General features: G+C 69.1%; 16 protein-coding genes. 6 read left to right on the top strand and 10 right to left on the bottom strand.

Features of this window, described 5'->3' with window-relative positions:
- Positions 1–29 precede the first annotated feature (29 nt).
- A complete protein-coding gene (locus tag F6W70_RS01270; protein WP_055866205.1) occupies positions 30–1,187 on the bottom strand; it encodes an epoxide hydrolase family protein in 1,158 nt (385 codons plus the stop codon).
- A gap of 69 nt (positions 1,188–1,256) precedes the next feature.
- On the opposite strand from F6W70_RS01270, the gene F6W70_RS01265 reads away from it, so the two are divergent.
- Positions 1,257–2,213 carry a helix-turn-helix transcriptional regulator gene (locus F6W70_RS01265; protein ID WP_055874696.1) on the top strand — a complete coding sequence of 319 codons (957 nt, stop codon included), beginning with the start codon at positions 1,257–1,259 and terminating at the stop codon, positions 2,211–2,213.
- A gap of 102 nt (positions 2,214–2,315) precedes the next feature.
- Here the strand turns inward: F6W70_RS01265 and F6W70_RS01260 are convergent, their stop codons facing one another.
- Positions 2,316–3,701 carry a glycine--tRNA ligase gene (locus F6W70_RS01260; protein WP_017829557.1) on the bottom strand — a complete coding sequence of 462 codons (1,386 nt, stop codon included), beginning with the start codon at positions 3,699–3,701 and terminating at the stop codon, positions 2,316–2,318.
- Between the two features lie 117 nt (positions 3,702–3,818).
- Here F6W70_RS01260 and F6W70_RS01255 point away from each other — a divergent pair, with 117 nt between their 5' ends.
- On the top strand, positions 3,819–5,288 hold the full coding sequence (locus F6W70_RS01255; protein ID WP_151485713.1) for a peptide MFS transporter: 1,470 nt from the start codon (positions 3,819–3,821) through the stop codon (positions 5,286–5,288).
- Between the two features lie 38 nt (positions 5,289–5,326).
- Here F6W70_RS01255 and F6W70_RS01250 read toward each other — a convergent pair whose 3' ends face one another.
- Both F6W70_RS01250 and F6W70_RS01245 read right to left on the bottom strand, forming a co-directional pair.
- Positions 5,327–6,016, bottom strand: coding sequence for a GNAT family N-acetyltransferase (locus F6W70_RS01250; RefSeq protein WP_055866209.1), 690 nt, complete (start codon positions 6,014–6,016; stop codon positions 5,327–5,329).
- A gap of 50 nt (positions 6,017–6,066) precedes the next feature.
- Positions 6,067–6,687 (bottom strand): hypothetical protein, encoded by a 621-nt coding sequence (locus F6W70_RS01245; RefSeq protein ID WP_151485712.1) that lies wholly within the window; start codon positions 6,685–6,687, stop codon positions 6,067–6,069.
- 90 nt (positions 6,688–6,777) lie between these two features.
- Here F6W70_RS01245 and F6W70_RS01240 point away from each other — a divergent pair, with 90 nt between their 5' ends.
- Positions 6,778–8,217, top strand: a complete 1,440-nt coding sequence (locus F6W70_RS01240) for an MFS transporter (protein WP_082524284.1) — start codon at positions 6,778–6,780, stop codon at positions 8,215–8,217.
- Between the two features lie 15 nt (positions 8,218–8,232).
- Here F6W70_RS01240 and F6W70_RS01235 read toward each other — a convergent pair whose 3' ends face one another.
- The 5 genes from F6W70_RS01235 to F6W70_RS01215 form a co-directional block, all read right to left on the bottom strand.
- Positions 8,233–8,634, bottom strand: a complete 402-nt coding sequence (locus tag F6W70_RS01235; RefSeq protein WP_127483111.1) for a hypothetical protein — start codon at positions 8,632–8,634, stop codon at positions 8,233–8,235.
- Between the two features lie 29 nt (positions 8,635–8,663).
- Positions 8,664–9,629, bottom strand: coding sequence for a serine hydrolase (locus F6W70_RS01230; RefSeq protein ID WP_017829562.1), 966 nt, complete (start codon positions 9,627–9,629; stop codon positions 8,664–8,666).
- A 110-nt stretch (positions 9,630–9,739) separates the two neighbouring features.
- The gene (locus F6W70_RS01225; protein ID WP_151485711.1) at positions 9,740–11,704 is read right to left on the bottom strand and encodes a M13 family metallopeptidase; all 1,965 of its coding nucleotides are present in this window, start codon (positions 11,702–11,704) and stop codon (positions 9,740–9,742) included.
- Between the two features lie 10 nt (positions 11,705–11,714).
- A complete protein-coding gene (locus F6W70_RS01220) occupies positions 11,715–12,863 on the bottom strand; it encodes a sensor histidine kinase (RefSeq protein ID WP_151486602.1) in 1,149 nt (382 codons plus the stop codon).
- 2 nt (positions 12,864–12,865) lie between these two features.
- Positions 12,866–13,564 carry a response regulator transcription factor gene (locus F6W70_RS01215; RefSeq protein WP_151485710.1) on the bottom strand — a complete coding sequence of 233 codons (699 nt, stop codon included), beginning with the start codon at positions 13,562–13,564 and terminating at the stop codon, positions 12,866–12,868.
- Between the two features lie 167 nt (positions 13,565–13,731).
- Between F6W70_RS01215 and F6W70_RS01210 the strand changes: the two genes are divergently transcribed.
- A complete protein-coding gene (locus tag F6W70_RS01210) occupies positions 13,732–14,184 on the top strand; it encodes a DM13 domain-containing protein (protein WP_151485709.1) in 453 nt (150 codons plus the stop codon).
- The gene (locus F6W70_RS01205) at positions 14,181–14,657 is read left to right on the top strand and encodes a DoxX family membrane protein (protein ID WP_151485708.1); all 477 of its coding nucleotides are present in this window, start codon (positions 14,181–14,183) and stop codon (positions 14,655–14,657) included. The genes F6W70_RS01210 and F6W70_RS01205 overlap by 4 nt, the downstream gene beginning before the upstream one ends.
- A gap of 5 nt (positions 14,658–14,662) precedes the next feature.
- Here the strand turns inward: F6W70_RS01205 and F6W70_RS01200 are convergent, their stop codons facing one another.
- Positions 14,663–15,214, bottom strand: a complete 552-nt coding sequence (locus F6W70_RS01200; RefSeq protein ID WP_151485707.1) for a DnaJ family domain-containing protein — start codon at positions 15,212–15,214, stop codon at positions 14,663–14,665.
- A 102-nt stretch (positions 15,215–15,316) separates the two neighbouring features.
- Here F6W70_RS01200 and F6W70_RS01195 point away from each other — a divergent pair, with 102 nt between their 5' ends.
- Complete coding sequence (locus tag F6W70_RS01195) at positions 15,317–16,639, top strand: MATE family efflux transporter (protein WP_151485706.1); 1,323 nt, start codon at positions 15,317–15,319, stop codon at positions 16,637–16,639.
- Positions 16,640–16,726 lie beyond the last annotated feature (87 nt).

Genomic DNA, 16,726 nt, shown 5'->3' with positions numbered 1-16,726 from the left:
GGTCTGGGCAGCAGAGTGGGGTTCGACAGTCAGCGGACGTCGGCGAAGAACGCCCGGATGTCGTCGGCGAGCAGGTCGGGACGCTCCAGAGCGGCAAAGTGCCCGCCCTCATCGAAGCGGCTCCAGTGCACGATGTTCGCGTTGTCGCGCTCGGCGAAGACCCGGATCGTCTGGAAGTCGTCCGCGAACACGGCGACCCCCGTGCGTGCGGCGTTGATCCGCGGCCCGGCATCCTCGGCGGCGTCGGCCGCGGCGTCGGCCCTGGCGTTCTCCAGATAGCTGCGGTTCATGCCGGATGCCGCGTTCGCGAACCAGTTCACACTCACCTCGAGCAGGATCTTCTCCAGCGGAACCAGAGAGGTGCCGTTGCCGAACGAGTTGAACAGCTCGCTGTAGGCGAGCAGCCCGACCGGGGAATCGCTGATCCCGACCGACACGGTCTGCGGGCGCGAAGAGTTCATCGTGTTGTACCCGCCGACCGACTGGAACCACTGCATGTGCTCGAGGCCGGCGTAGTCCGCGGGCTCGAGCTTCTCGAACTCGGCCGGGTCGCCCGAGGGGAACGAGAACAGCTGCAGCACGTGCAGTCCGAGGAAGCCCGCAGGCTCGAGCAGGCCCAGCTCACGCGCGACCATGGCGCCGTTGTCCGAGCCGTGGATGCCGTAGCTGTCGTAGCCGAGCCCGCGCATCAGACGGTCATAGGCCGCCGCGACCCGCGCCGTTGTCCACCCGGCAGAGGCGAGCGGCTGCGAGAAGCCGTAGCCCGGAGCATCCGGGATCACGACGTCGAACGCGTCTTCGGCACGGCCGCCGTGCGCGACGGGGTCGACGAGGCGATCGATCACGTCGAGGTAGTCGACCGACGAACCGGGGTAGGTGTGCGCGAGCAGCAGCGGCGTCGCACCCTCGTGAGCCGAGCGCACGTGGAGGAAGTGGATCGTCTGGCCGTCGATCTCGGTGGTGAAGTGCGGGACGGCGTTGATCCGCTCCTGGGCTGCGGCCCAGTCGAACTCTCGCCAGGCGGCGACGGCCTCGCGGAGGTAGGAGTTGGGAGTGCCGGCATCCCAGTCATCCGTCGGCGACGGCTGCGGAAGGCGGGTGCGGGCGAGGCGATCCTGGAGATCGGCCACCTCGGCGGCGGAGACCGAGACGGTGAAGGGGCGGAAGGCGAGCGTCGTGTTATCCATATCTCGAAGGTACGAGGGCATTAGGATAGATTCCTTCCTAATGGATGCCTGACTTTTCGAGGAGTTCCGATGGCCGATCCGACCGCACGACTGCTCGCACTGCTGGCTCTGCTGCAGACCGGCCCCGAGCGCTCGGGAAGCGACCTCGCCGCCCGGCTCGGCGTCTCCTCCCGCACGGTGCGGCACGACGTCGAGCGGCTGCGCGACCTCGGCTACCCCGTCGACGCCACGCGAGGATCCGTCGGCGGCTACCGCCTCGGCGCCGGTGGCAAGCTCCCTCCGCTGCTGCTCGACGATGAGGAAGCCGTGGCCGTCACCGTGGGCCTGCGGGCCGCAGCCGGGATCGCCGGCGTCGAGGAGGCCGGAGCACGGGCGCTCGCCAAGCTCGAACAGGTATTGCCATCGCACCTGCGCCCCACGGTCGATGCGCTCCGCTCGAGCGTCGACCGCGCCCCGGAGAACAACGACACCGACGCCCCGGACCCCGAGGTCGACGCCGCGTCACTGCAGGCCATCGCACGTGCGATCCGCGACGAGGAGTGGCTGCGCTTCGACTACGAGGGCGCACCCGTGCTGGTCGAGCCGTACCGACTGCTCACCTGGGTGCGGCGCTGGTACCTGGTCGCACGCGATCCGCAGACCGACGAATGGGGCACGTACCGGGTCGACTGGATGCAGCTGCGGATGCCGACGCGACGCTCCTTCACGCCGCAGCCGCTGCCCGGGGGTGACTACACGGCCTTCGCCATGCGGACCATCGCCGTGAGCGGGTGGATCGTGCATGCCCGGCTGCGCATCGACGCGCCGGCTGCGGCCGTGCTCGACCGGATCCACGCTGCGGTCGGGATCGTCGAGCCGGTCGACGACGAGCACTGCATCCTCGTCACGGGTGCGGACAGCCTCGACACCGTCGCCGCCTACATCGGCATGCTGATGATGGACTTCACGGTCGAGAGCCCACCCGAGCTGCTCCCCCGCCTGCAGCTGCTCTCCGAGCGCTACGCGCGCGCCGTGGCGAGATCATGAGGCACGTCGAAACCCACACTCCCCGTCGAGACCCACTCCCACACCCGCTGACCACGATGGGTCTCGGCGATGAGGATGGGTCTCGACGATGACTGAGGGTGCTCAGGCGCCGCGCAGGCGCTCCGCGAGGTACGCGTGCAACTCGTCGATCGACACGCGCTCCTGCGCCATGGTGTCGCGGTCGCGCACCGTGACGGCACGGTCGTCGAGCGAGTCGAAGTCGACCGTGACGCAGAACGGGGTGCCGATCTCGTCCTGGCGACGGTAGCGGCGGCCGATCGCCCCCGCGTCGTCGAAGTCGACGGCCCAGGAGCTGCGGAGCGTGTCGGCGACCTCGCGAGCGAGAGGCGAGAGGTTCTCGTTGCGCGACAGCGGCAGCACGGCGGCCTTGACCGGAGCGAGGCGCGGGTCGAGCTTGAGCACGGTGCGCACGTCGGTGCCGCCCTTGGCGTTGGGCACCTGCTCCTCGCGGTACGCGTCGACGAGGAAAGCCATCATCGCGCGCGTGAGACCGAACGACGGCTCGATCACGTACGGGGTGTAGCGCTCGCCGGTGGCCTGGTCGAAGTACGTCAGGCTCTGGCCGGACGCTTCGCTGTGGCTGGAGAGGTCGTAGTCGGTGCGGTTGGCGACGCCCATCAGCTCGCCCCACTCCTTGCCCGCGAAGCCGAACTTGTACTCGACGTCGATCGTGCCGGCCGAGTAGTGCGCGCGGTCGTCTTCCGGCACGTCGAACTGGCGCATGTTCTCGGGGTCGATGCCCAGGTCGATGAACCAGTTCCAGCACGCCTCGACCCAGTGCTCGAACCACTCCTGCGCCTCGGCGGGCGGCGTAAAGAACTCGATCTCCATCTGCTCGAACTCGCGGGTGCGGAAGATGAAGTTACCCGGCGTGATCTCGTTGCGGAACGCCTTGCCGACCTGGCCGATGCCGAACGGCGGCTTCTTGCGGCTGGCGGTGAGCACGTTCGAGAAGTTCACGAAGATGCCCTGCGCGGTCTCGGGGCGCAGGAAGTAGAGGCCCGACTCGTCGTCGACGACGCCGAGGTAGGTCTTCACCAGACCGGAGAAGGCCTTGGGCTCGGTGTACTGCCCCTTGGTGCCGCAGTTCGGGCAGGGGATGTCGGCGAGCCCGTTCTCGGCCTTGCGGCCCTTGCGCGCCTCGAAGTCCTCGATCAGGTTGTCGGCGCGGAAGCGCTTGTGACACTGCAGGCACTCGACCAGCGGATCGGTGAAGGTCGCGACGTGACCCGACGCCTCCCAGACGCGCTTGGGCAGGATGATGCTGGAGTCCAGCCCCACCATGTCGCCGCGGCCGCGCACGAACGTCTGCCACCACTGGCGGCGGATGTTCTCCTTGAGCTCGGTGCCGAGGGGGCCGTAGTCCCAGGCCGACCGGGAACCGCCGTAGATCTCACCCGCTTGGAACACGAACCCGCGGTGGCGGGCGAGGGCGATGACCTTGTCGAGGCGGGACTGTTCGGCCATGGTGGCTCCAATGGTCGGATGCGGGAGGAAAAACCCGTGAACACGGGCACCTCATTCTATCCGTGGTTCCCGCGCGCTCCCTGGCCTCGGCGGCTGCGTCAGAGTACCGTCCTTGGGATGAGCACTGCAGCGCGAACACCGCGGACCCGCGACGACGACACCCGTTTCTTCGGGCAACCGTGGGCCCTGGTGCACATCTTCGGCGTGGAGATGTGGGAGCGCTTCAGCTTCTACGGCATGCAGGGCATCCTGCTCATCTACCTGTACTACTCGGTCACACAGGGCGGCCTCGGCATCCCCGAGGCGGTCGCGGGCGGCATCGTCGGTGCCTACGGGGGCTCGGTCTACCTGTCGACGATCCTCGGCGCCTGGCTCGCCGACCGACTGTTCGGCTCCGAGCGGGTGCTGTTCGTCAGCGCGATGGTGATCGTGGCCGGTCACCTGGCTCTCGCGTTCCTGCCTGGCGCCGTCGGGGTGGGCGTCGGTCTGGTGCTCGTCGCATTGGGCTCCGGCGGACTCAAGGCGAACGCGACCTCGGTCGTCGGCAGCCTCTACAGCGCGGAAGATCCCCGGCGGGATGCCGGCTTCTCGCTCTTCTACCTGGGCATCAACCTCGGCGCGTTCCTCGGACCGATCCTCACCGGCATCCTGCAGTCGTCTCTCGGATTCCACTACGGCTTCGGGCTCGCCGCCATCGGCATGACCCTGGGACTCATCCAGTACTCGTTCGGCCGCAAGGCCCTTCCCGCCTCGGCACGGGAGGTGCCCAACCCGCTTCCGAAGTCCCGCTACGGCCTGGTCGGGCTCATCGCCGGCGCCGCGATCGTGGCCATCGCCGTCCTGGTGCTCACCGGTGTGATCCGCGCAGACAATCTGGCCACCCTGGTGATCGTCGTCACGATCGTCGCCGCGGTCGCGTACTTCTCGGTGATCCTCGGCAGCCGTCGCATCGACGCCACCGAGCGATCGCGGGTGTGGGCCTTCCTGCCGCTGTTCATCACCAGCGTCGCGTTCTGGTCGCTGTACCAGCAGCAGTTCACGGTGCTGACGATCTACTCGGACCAGCGCCTGGATCGGAATCTGTTCGGATGGGAGATGCCGGTGTCCTGGGTGCAGTCGATCAACCCGGTGTTCATCATCATCCTGTCCGGCGTCTTCGCGGCGATCTGGACCCGCTTGGGAAAGCGTCAGCCCTCGACGCCCGTGAAGTTCGCTCTGGCGGCGATCATCATGGGATCGGCGTTCCTGCTCTTCCTGCCGTTCGCCGGCGGAGGGGCGAACTCCACGCCGCTGCTGGCCATCGTCGGGATCCTCTTCGTGTTCACGGTCGCCGAGCTGCTCATCTCGCCGGTCGGCCTGTCGGCGGCCACCAAGCTCGCACCGACGGTGTTCCGCACGCAGATGGTCGCGCTCTTCTTCCTGTCGATCGCGCTCGGCACCGCCATCTCGGGCGAGCTCGTCCGGTTCTACGATCCGACCGACGAGGTGCCGTTCTTCTCGATCCTCGGGGGCATCGCCATCGTGGTCGGCATCGGACTGCTGCTGAGCGTCAAGCCCGTGTTGAAGCTCATGCGCGGAGTGCGCTGAGCACACGGGCCACGAGAATCACGCCGTGAAGAGCGTGCTCACGCGGTGAAGAGGTAGCCCCGCGCGGTGTCGTAGCCGGCGATGCGCAACCCGCTGCCGAGCAGGCCCTCCATCTGCGCCCGCAGACGCAGACGCCACTCGTGGGCGGCTGCCGGGTCGGACTCGCGCAGCGCCTCGATGTCGGCGGGGATGGCCAGAGTCTCCACGACCGCGTCATCGGCCGGGGGCTTGGCGATGTCGGCGAGCGCCCACTCGACATCGAGTCGGTCGCTCTCATCGCCCGCGTCGCCGCCGCCGAAGATGCCGTAGCGGTTCACCGAGTAGCCGGTCGCACGGGCGCCCAGCACGGTGAAGAAGAAGTGGGCGTTGCGTGCCACGAGCGGATCGAAGACCCACGTGATGCGGCCGACGTCTCGGGAGAAGGCCCACTGCCGCTGGTGCTCCTTGAGCTCGCGACCCCAGCCGCGACCGCGGTACTCGGGCAGCAGCGCGGTGATATGGGAGTGCATCGCACGGCGGGCGGGCTCGCCGAAGAACGCGATCGACGCGCCGACCATGCGCTCCTCGTCACCCTCGCCGTCGAAGAAGCCGACGACGTAGTTGCCCGACTGCTGCAGGGCGCGCAGGGTTCCGGCATCCACCACGCGCTGCGGACCCCGGATGGAGTCGAGCAGGCCCTGGGCGTCGAGGATGAGTTCAACGGTGTCGAGGTCACGGATGGTTCGCACGCACCCAGTCTGCCCCTCCTCGGCCCGTTCGAGGAATCGGAACCCCGATGTCACCGCATCGGGAACGCCTCTCCCCCACCCGCGGCGAGCGCCTCGGCGACGATGCGGATGTGCTCCTCGGCCATCTCCTGCGGGATCGGCGGCAGGATCCCGTCCCAGAACGACAGCACCGCACCTCGCCCTTGCATCATGCCGGCGGGGCGTCCCATCGCCCACAGGTGCAGATGCGCCGAGCCGTCGTTCCACCGCCCGAAGTGACACCGCGCGACACCGGGGACGCTCTTGACCGCCTGCGAGACCCGCTGCATCAGGGGCCCGAGCGCCGCGAGCACCTCGACCGGCGCGTTCTCGAGCAGCCAATGCTCACGCGGGGCGATCGCGCCGATGAACGGCAGCCCACCGATCTCCCACCCCGCGCGCACCTGCCAGTGCTCGTCGTGCCAGATCGTGAACTCGCTCGGGGCGCAGGGTCCGCATTCGGCCGGGTCCTGCTCGCCGCCGCGGGGCTTCTCCGGCACCAGCATCGGTTCGAGCGGTCGCATCGTGATCGTCTCGAAGGCCCACGGCAGTCCCTCGGCGACGGCAGAGGCGTCGAGTGCCTCGCCGATCGGGAGCCTGCGGTGGAACGCGGAATCGGCGGGATGCTGGTCGATCGTGGCGTCTTCGCTCATCTCCCCATGCAATCACGGACCGCGTGCCGCCCGGTCGATCGAGCCCGGGTGTTCGACCCCGCGCCACCTGATCGCCGATAGCCTGAGTCGGTGGGTGCGAGCGAGGACAGAGCCAGGAAACGTCTCTCCCGGACCCCACCCAAGTGGGCGATCGTCGCCGTGCTCGCCTTCGCGGGCCTGTGCTCCTCTTTCATGTTCACGCTCGTCGTCCCGCTGCAGGCCGAGCTCCCGCAGCTGCTGAACGCCTCCCGCGAGGACACCACCTGGGTCGTCACCATCACGCTGCTCGTCGCCGCCGTCGCCACCCCCATCTCGGGCCGGCTGGGCGATATGTACGGCAAGCGCCGGGTCGTGATCGCGCTGCTCGCGATCCTGATCCTCGGCTCCGTGATCGCCGCGGTCTCCGGTTCGATCGTCGGAGTCATCATCGGTCGCGCACTCCAGGGTGCGGTGACGGGGGTCGTCCCGCTCGGCATCGCCATCATGCGCGACGTGCTGCCTCCGGAACGACTCGGCACCGCCGTGGCCCTCATGAGCGCCACCATGGGTGTCGGCGGAGCGATCGGCATGCCGGTCGCCGCCCTCCTCGCCCAGAACGCCGACTGGCACATGCTCTTCTGGCTCGCGGCAGCCCTCGGCGTCGTCGGCCTCGTCCTCGTGCTGGCGGTGATCCCCGAAGACGTGCTGCGCTCCCCCGGCCGCCTCGACGTGATCGGCGCCATCGGCCTCGCGATCGGCCTCACCGGCGTCCTGCTCTTCGTCTCCCGAGGTGCGCAGTGGGGCTGGACCTCGCCGCTGACCCTCGCCTGCATCCTCGGCGGACTCGCGGTACTGCTGGTGTGGGGCTGGTATCAGCTGCGCACCAAGGATCCTCTGCTCGACCTCCGGGTCGCCGCGCGACCCGCCGTGCTCTTCACGAACATCGCTGCGATCGGCATGGGATTCGCGCTCTTCGCCTCGAACGTCACGTTCCCGCAGCTGCTCGAAGCTCCGTCGATCGGCGGGGGCTTCGGCCTCGACATGGTCGCCGCGTCGCTCGTGATCATGCCTGCGGGCCTCGTGATGATGGTGATCTCGCCGCTCTCCGGCTGGCTGGAGCGCACCGTGGGTCCGCGCCCGCTGTTCACGGTCGGCGCCACCGCGATCGTGCTCGCCTACGTCTTCGTGCTGCTGTGGTCTTCCGAGGTGTGGCACGTCCTCGTCGCGAACCTGCTGATCGGCGTGGGCATCGGGTTCACGTTCGCCGCGATGCCGATGATCATCATGCGCTCGGTCCCGGCCAACGAGACCGGCGCATCGAACGGCCTGAACGCGCTGTTCCGCTCGATCGGAACGTCGGGAGCCTCGGCCGTGATGGGCGGCGTGCTCGCCGCGATGAGCATCGACATCGACGGCGTGGCCGTGCCCACCAGGGCCGCTTTCGAGGTGTGCTTCTGGCTCGCGATCGCCGCCGGGGTGATCGCGATGGTGCTGTCGCTGTTCATCCCGAAGCAGCGCGCGTCCGAGCAGCATCCGTCGCTGCCGGGGTGAGGACACCTCGCGCGTTCAGCGGGATATCGTGCGCGGGTCGGGGTCGTCGTCGCGCGGTGTGCGCAGCCGGTCAGGGATCGGCCACGCCAGGATGAACTGCGCCGTCGCAGGCCGCGTCATGTCGCCGAAGTCGTCGATCTTGACGACGATCCGCCCCGGCGCACCGTCTTCGTCGGGCGTCACCTCGAGGATGCGCACCCGCAAGGGGCGCTCGTCCTCGCCCTCCAGCATCCACGGATCGGCAAGCCAGGCGATCCCGTGCTCCTCCAGCGCCGCTTCGGCTTCGAGCCACTCCGTCGCTGCGGTGACGGGCCGCCCGAGCACATCGACGCCGACCCAGTCGTCGCCGGCGGGGTGGATCCATCCGAGCAGTTCGCCGTCGTCGCGGCGGTGCGGGGTCCAGTCAGGTCGTGGCATCCCTCGATGCTAGCGACGTGACGACGGCGTCAGTGCGTGTATTCCATGAGCTCGACGCCGAGCACCCGGAAGGCGTCGTGCGCACGCAGGCGGTGCGTGATCGAGAGATCGTCGAAGCACACGATGAGCGAGTAGGCGACGCCGGCGCGGGGCCCGGCCAGCACACCAGCCTCGGCCCGAACCCCGCGATCGCGGCCGGTCTTGTTCACGAACAGCAGGCCGTGGGCATCGTGATCGTGCGCGAACGGATCGAGACCCGTGGATGCCGCGACCAGGCTCAGGTCCTGATTCAGGCTCAACCACTCCGACACCTGTGCGCTGACGGCGGCATCGACCACCTGCGAGTTCACGAGGGCGGAGAAGAGTCCGGCGAGCTCGCGTGCGGATCCCACGGCCACCTGCGGGGCGTCGTCAGGACCGCGGCGGTCGCGGAAGCGGTCGAGAAGGGCCGTGCGGCGCAGACCCAGCGACTCGATGCGCTCGCGCACCCGGTCGTGGCCGACCTTGTGAAGCAGAGCGTTCACCGCGATGGGATCCCCCGCGGTCGCCGCCATCACGGCGAGGTCTTCCAACGGCAGGGCCGGTGCGTGCAGATGCCGCCACAGACCCGAGGTCTCCACCGGCTCGAGGCTTTCGCGTTCGACGATCTCGAACGGATCGAGAGCACCGCTCTGGAAGCCGGCAGCCACCTCGATCAGCAGAGGCACCACTCCGAGACCCGCGATCGGCATCGTGACATGGTCGTCGCCGGCGAGCACGTGCACATGGTTGTCGAGGTCGACGACGTGCACCGAGACCTGCGCCCCGGAGTCGACCAGGCCCTCCAGCGAACGCAGCGTGGCGGTGAACGACCGGCGTCCGGCAGCGGCGCGTCGGGGAAGCCGGCGACTGGTGCGCTGCGAGCGGCGACCCGCACCGGAGGCCTCCTGGGCAGCGCCGAGAGACTCGGGGGCCGAGGAGTTTCGGAGACCTTCACCAGGCTCGAGAGCGCCCACGCTGATCCTTAGGGGGGTGGATGTGCGGGATACCGAGGGGAGACGCTCCCCAGCGGCAGGGCTATCGTAACCCCACCGCCGGGGGACGGTTCACAGAGTGTGACGATTGGTCACCAGATGGTCACTCGCGACGCCGCAGGCAGCCAGAGGGCGTCGTTCTCGCTCACACCGAACGCCTCGTAGAACGCGTCGATGTTGCGAACGATCTGGTTGCAGCGGAACTCGTTCGGCGAGTGCGGGTCGATCGTCAGCAGGCGCAGCGTCTCGGCGTCACGACTCTTCTGCTGCCACACCTGCGCCCACGAGAGCAGCAGGCGCTGCACGCCCGTGTATCCATCGATCACCGGGGCCTCCGCGCCGCCGAGCGAGAGCTCATAGGCCTTGAGCGCGATCCCGAGGCCGCCGAGGTCGCCGATGTTCTCACCGATCGTGAGCGCGCCGTTCACGTGGTGCTCGGCGTCGAGGCCCTCGGGCACCAGCGCATCGTACTGGGCGATCAGCGCCTTGGTGCGCTCCTCGAACGCCGACCGGTCGGCATCCGTCCACCAGTCCTGCAGGCGTCCGTCGCCGTCGTAGCGGCTGCCCTGGTCGTCGAAGCCGTGGCCGATCTCGTGGCCGATGACCGCACCGATGCCGCCGTAGTTCGCCGCCGCGTCACGACCGGCGTCGAAGAACGGGTACTGCAGGATCGCCGCGGGGAACACGATCTCGTTCATGGACGGGTTGTAGTACGCGTTGACCATCTGCGGCGGCATGTGCCACTCGGTGCGGTCGATGGGCGTGCCTACCTTGTCGATGTTGCGGTCGTGCTCGAAGATCGAGGCGCGGCGCACGTTGCCGAACAGGTCGGCCCTGTCGATCTCGAGGCTCGAATAGTCGCGCCAGACCTCGGGGTGCCCGATCTTCGGGGTGAAGGAGTCGAGCTTGGCGAGTGCGCGCTCGCGGGTCTCGGCCGTCATCCACTCCAGCTCGGTGATGCTCTGCCGGTACGCCTCGATGAGGTGGGCGACCAGCTCGTCCATCGCGGCCTTCGCCGTCGGCGGGTAGTGGCGCTCGACGTACACCTTGCCGATCGCCTCTCCGAGCGCACCCTCGGTGAGCGAGACGCCGCGCTTCCAGCGCTCGCGGATGGTGGGGACGCCGGTGAGCTCGGTGCCGTAGAACGAGAAGTTCTCCTGCACGAGATCGTCGGTCAGGTACGGGGCCGCGGCGTGCACGGCCTTGGCGCGCAGCCATGCCTTCCAGTCGTCCAGGCGCTCGGCGGTCAGCAGCGACCCGAGTCCTTCGAAGAAGCTGGGCTGCGAGACGACGACCTCGTCGAAGGCCGCGGGGTTCGACGGCGAGACCGCCTCTCGCCACGGAGTCAGGTCGATGTCGGCGAGCGCCTGCAGCTCTTCCCACGTCTTGAGGTTGTACGTCGCCACCGCATCGCGGCTGCGCACGTTGTCCCAGTGATGACCGGCGAGCTCGGTCTCGAGCGCGATCGCACGGTCGGCGTTCACGGCGGCATCGGCCACGCCCGCGAGGCCGAGCAGACGCTCGAGGTGCGCACGGTACGCGGCCCGGGTGTCGGCGAAGGTGTCGAGACGGAAGTAGCTCTCGTCGGGCAGCGACAGACCGGCCTGCACGAGCACCGGAACATAGCGCTCGGGGTCGCCGGGATCGCCGTCGACGTACAGGCCGATGATCGACGCACGGCCGTCGCGGTCGTAGGCGCCCACCGTGCGCAGGAACGTCGGAACGTCGGCGATCGCATCGATCTCGGCGAGCGTGTCGGCAAGCGGCGCGACGCCGGCGGCATCGATGCGCGCGGTGTCCATGAAGCTCGCGAACAGGTCGCCGATCTTGCGGGCGAGAGTGCCCTCCGGGGCATCCTGCGACTCCTCGATGATCGCGCGCACGTCTTTCTCTGCCTGCTCGGCGAGAAGATGGAACGAGCCCCAGCGCGCCTTGTCGCCCGGGATCTCGGTGCGGGCGAGCCAGGCGCCGTTCACGTGACGATAGAGGTCGTCCTGCGGGCGGATGTCGGAGCTGAACTCATCAAGGGCGAGGCCCACGGGAAGAACGTCAGTCATGCTCCCCAGCCTATGACCCGCCTCCCCCGGACGGCAGGAGCACGTTCATGCGGAACCCCTCATCGGTGCGCTCGGCGAACACCTCCCCGCCGTGAGCACGTGCGAGACCGCGCGCGATCGACAGCCCGAGGCCCGCGCCGGAGGCCACCCCGTCGCGATCGGTCGGAGCCGTGCGCGCCGCATCCTCGCGCCAGCCGACGTCGAACATGCGGTCCAGATCCTCCACCGCGACCCCGGCGCCGTGATCGAGGATGCCGAGCACGAGACGGTTCCGGTCGATCTCGGTGGCCGAGATGACGATCTCCGTGCCGCGTGGGGCGTGCCGGATCGCATTGGTCAGCAGGTTCACGATGATCCGTCCGAGCTGATGCGGATCCGCCCAGAGCACGTGCGCGCCCACCCCGCGCTCGACGATGCGCACGCCGTGGCGGGCGGCGGCGGCCGCGACATCCGCGACGGCATCCGAGACCACATCGAGCAGGTCGACCTGCTGCGTCTGCAGCTGCACCGCTCCGGAGGTCAACGTGGACAGCTCGAACAGGTCGTCGACCATGCGGCTCATGGTGTCGACCTGCACCCGAACCTGCCCCGCGAAGCGCTCAGGGGCATCGGCAGCCCCCTCCTCGATCGACTCGGCGAGCGCGCGTACCGCCGTCAACGGAGTGCGCAGATCGTGTGATATCCAGGCGAAGAACCGCCGCCGCGCCGAGTCCAGCCGCTCCAGTTCGGCACTCGCGGCGTCCACCTTCCCCGACACCTCGGCCAGCTGCGCCGACAGGTCGTCCAGCTCGCGGGACCCGCCCTGCTCGGCGACGATCACGCCGCCGCGGCCGACCTCGTCGAGCGATGCGGACAGGCGATCGAACGACGACCGCATCGCCCTGGCCACGACCCAGGCCGTCGCGAGGCCCAGGATGAGGGACACCGCGATCACGGCGAGGAGCACGGTCAGGTCATGCGTGGAGATGTACATCTCCAGCGAGATCGCGACGACGGATGCCGCCATCGCGACGACACCCGCGCTCGCGACCAGCATCAGCTGCGCACGGAACGACCGGCGGCGCAGAACCCGCAGCAGGACGAGGGTGAGCGCCGCGACGCACGCGGCGACGAGCAGGCACGTCAGCACGATCAGCAGCACGTCGGCTGCGGAGAGCATGATCACGAGCGGTCCCCCTCCGCCGAGAATCGATAGCCGACGCCCCATTGCGTGCGCAGGTGGATGGGGTCTCGAGGATCCACCTCGATCTTCTCCCGCAGCCGGCGCACGTGCACGGTGACCGTCGAGGCCTCACCGAAGCTCCACCCCCAGGCCTCACGGAGGATCTCGTCGCGCCCGAGCGGGCGCCCCTGGTTGCGCACCAGGAAGTGCAGCAGGTCGTACTCGCGCGCGGTGAGGGGGACCTCCTCCTGGCGCACCCAGACCCGACGCCGGAGGGGATCGATCACGAAGACGCCGGCGCGCACCTCGCCGACCGAGGCCTGCACCACCTGCGAGCGGCGCACGAGCGCCCCGACCCGCAGGAGAAGCTCCCGCAGCGAGAACGGCTTCGCGAGGTAGTCGTCGACGCCGAACTCGAAGCCCTCGATGCGGTCATCCACCTGCCCGAGCGCGGTGAGCATCATGATGGGCACGTCGGAGAACGAGCGCAGATCGCGGCACAGCTCGTCGCCGCTGATGCCGGGCAGCATTCGATCGACGATCACCACATCGGGGACGGTGTCACGCAGCGCCGTGCGCGCCGAGACCCCGTCACCGAAGCTGGAGACCGCGTAGCCGTTGGCCCGCAGGTACGCCCCCACCGCCTCCCTGACGGTGGGGTCGTCTTCGACCACGACGACCTCGGTTGCCTCCTGCATGGGGTCGACACTAGTCGCGCGATCCGCGCCATCGTGCGGTTCCTTACGGTCCCGAAAGGTCTTCCCCGCGGCGCTCGTCTCGTTCATAGCGTTCTTCGAAGTGCGATCCGCCGCGGCATCCGTCGTCGCGGCCACACCGTCGCACACACAGTGAACAGGAGAACCTCATGCGCAAGATCGCTCTCGCCGCCACAGCGGCCCTCACCCTCGCCCTCGCCCTCGCCCTGTCGGCGTGCAGCTCGCCCGCAGCGACCGAGGACACCACGCCCTCGTCATCGGCGTCGCAGAGCGCGGACTCGGGTGCCGCGATGACGATGGCAGAGAAGACCGGGGCGTTCATGGGCCTGAACGAGAAGACGGTGTCCGGCACCGTCACCGTGACCGACGACGCGATCACCCTGTCCGGCTTCTCGTCCGACGAGGGTCCCGATCTGCACGTCTATCTCACCGACGGCACCGATGAGGCCGCCGTCTCCGCCGGCATGCTCGTCGACGCCGTCTCGTTCGACACCGCCACGCAGACCTTCACGCTCGACGGTGTCGACACCTCGAAGTACTCGTATGTCGTGATCCACTGCGACAAGGCGAAGGCCGTGTTCGGAGCAGCCGAGCTCTCATGACCGGATCGCGACCCGCAGGCGCCCTGACCCTGTCGCTGCTCGGCGGCGGGGCCAGGGTGGCGGTCGGGGTGCTCTGGATGATCGAGGGCTTCCTGAAGTACCGCGCCGGATTCGGGGCGGCCGACATCGAGTTGGTGGCGCAGAGCACGGAGGGGAACCCTCGGGTGCCGTGGTTCTTCGAGCCGCTCGGGTCGGTCATGGGGACGGCGCCGGCTCTGTTCGGTGTGGTGATGCCCGCTCTCGAGGTCGTTCTCGGAGTGCTGCTGGTCGCGGGATCGCTGACCAGGATCGCGGCCTTCGTGTCGATCGGGACGCTGATGCTCTATTGGAGCGCCGATCAGCTGATCGCACAGTATCCGGCGATGGTCGTGCTCTCCGCGGTCGTCCTCCTCCTGCCCGGTTCGGGACGGTTCGGGATGGACGGATGGTTTCGTGCACGTCGGTCGCGAGCGACCGGGCGGAGACCCGGGTGAATCCGTCAGCTGCGGCGCCGCACGCGGAAGCGTCGGCGTCGCGGCTGCTCGGCGGGGGCGGCGTTCGGCCGCGCCGCCCGACGCTCCGCCCAGGCGGCCACCTCGGCGTCGACGTCGCGGGGTGACGTGACGACAGGCGGACCGCCCTGGAGCTGGCGGCGCGCTTCCCGCACACGCCGGTTGAAGTCTTCGACGACGGTGCGCACATCCGACTCGCGACCGAGCAGATCGAGCTGGTCGTTCAGTTCCCGGTCTTCCGTGCGCAGCAGGATCGCCGGGGGCCCGAGACCGGTCAGGTTCTCGGTCTCGATCTTCCGGCGGATCCACCAGTCGGGGTCGTGGTGGGTGCCGAGTCCTTCGAGGGGTTTGCCCGCGCCGGGCAGGTCGTCGAACTCTCCGCGGCGGATCGCCACCTGGATGGCCGTCTCGATGAACGCGGCACGATCGACCGCCGCGGCGATCCCCGGCGGCGTACCCGACTCCTCGTCGCCGTCGGCGCTCTCGCCGTTCTGCCTGCTCGCGAGATACCGCGCCGCCGCGTCTCGGGGATCCGTCATGAGGCACCTCCGTGCATCCGAGCTCCCTCCCACCCTATGACGGCGGTCGCAGACGGAGGCAGCACGGAAGGCGGGGTCGGTCCCAGGTCATAGGCTCGGAGGATGACCGCGCGTGCCTCCCTCAATCGAGACATCCTGCGGTTGGCCGTCCCGGCCCTCGGCGCTCTGATCGCGGAGCCGGCGTTCCTGATCGTGGATGCCGCGCTCGTCGGACACCTCGGAACCACCCCACTCGCCGGTCTCGGCATCGCGGGCGCCGTGCTCCAGACGATCGTCGGGCTCATGGTCTTCCTGGCCTATTCGACCACCCCCGCTGTCGCTCGACGCTTCGGTGCGGGGCAGCCCGGCGAGGCCGTCTCCGTCGGCGTCAACGGCATGTGGCTGGCGCTCGGGCTCGGCGCCGTGCTCGCGGTGATCGGCGCCGTCTCCGCTCCCTGGCTGGTCTCCCTGTTCGGTGCGGGTGAAGCCGTCGCCGCTCAGGCGAACGAGTACCTGGTGATCTCGATGTGGGGCCTGCCGGCGATGCTCATCGTGTTCGCCGCGACCGGACTGCTGCGCGGCATGCAGGACACCATGACGCCGCTGTGGATCGCGGGACTCGGTTTCGGCGCGAACGCCCTGCTCAATTGGCTGTTCATCTACGGACTCGGCTGGGGCATCGCCGGATCCGCCGCCGGAACCGTGACCGCGCAGTGGGGGATGGTCGCCGCCTACGTGCTGGTCGTCCGCCGCCTCGCCACGCGTCACAGCGCCTCGTTGCGCGCGCAGAGCGCGGGCCTGCGCAACACCGCGACGTCGGGTGGATGGCTGTTCCTGCGCACCGTGAGCCTGCGCGTGGCCCTGCTCGCGACCGTGGGTGTGGCGACCGGCATCGGCACCGACGAGCTCGCCGGATGGCAGATCGTGTTCACGATCTTCTCGGCGGCGGCCTTCGCCCTCGACGCGCTCGCGATCGCGGCCCAGGCGCTCATCGGCAAGGAGCTCGGAGCCGGAGACGAGCAGCAGGTGCACCGTGTGCTCGCCCGCACCGTCGCCTGGGGAGCCTGGTTCGGCGTGATCGTCGGCGGACTGATCGCCGCAGCTTCCGGGGTGCTCGGAATCGTCTTCACGGGCGATGCCGAGATCGCGGCGCTCGTGCAGCCCGCGCTGCTCGTGCTCGCAGTCGCCCAGCCGATCGCCGGTGTCGTCTTCGTGCTCGACGGGGTGCTCATGGGGGCGAACGACGCCCGATACCTCGCGATCGCTGGTGGCCTCAACCTGGTGCCGTTCCTGCCCGCGCTCTGGATCGTGGCCGCGACCGGGGTCGACGGCACCGCCGGTCTCGTCTGGCTCGCGCTCGCCTTCTTCGGCGTCTACCTTCTCGCACGGCTCGGCACCCTGGGGTGGCGCGTGCGATCGGGGCGCTGGCTTGCCGCCGCGGCCTGACGGCGAGTGGTCTCATGCTGCACTGATCTGCACCTTCACCACTTCTCCACAACCGCCGGAATCCGCGGAATACTACGTCGCCGACCC

It is taken from the genome of Microbacterium maritypicum (assembly GCF_008868125.1).
GTDB lineage: Bacteria > Actinomycetota > Actinomycetes > Actinomycetales > Microbacteriaceae > Microbacterium > Microbacterium maritypicum.
Note: the sequence above shows the minus strand (reverse complement) of the source record. Positions and strands in the feature narration are given on the sequence as shown.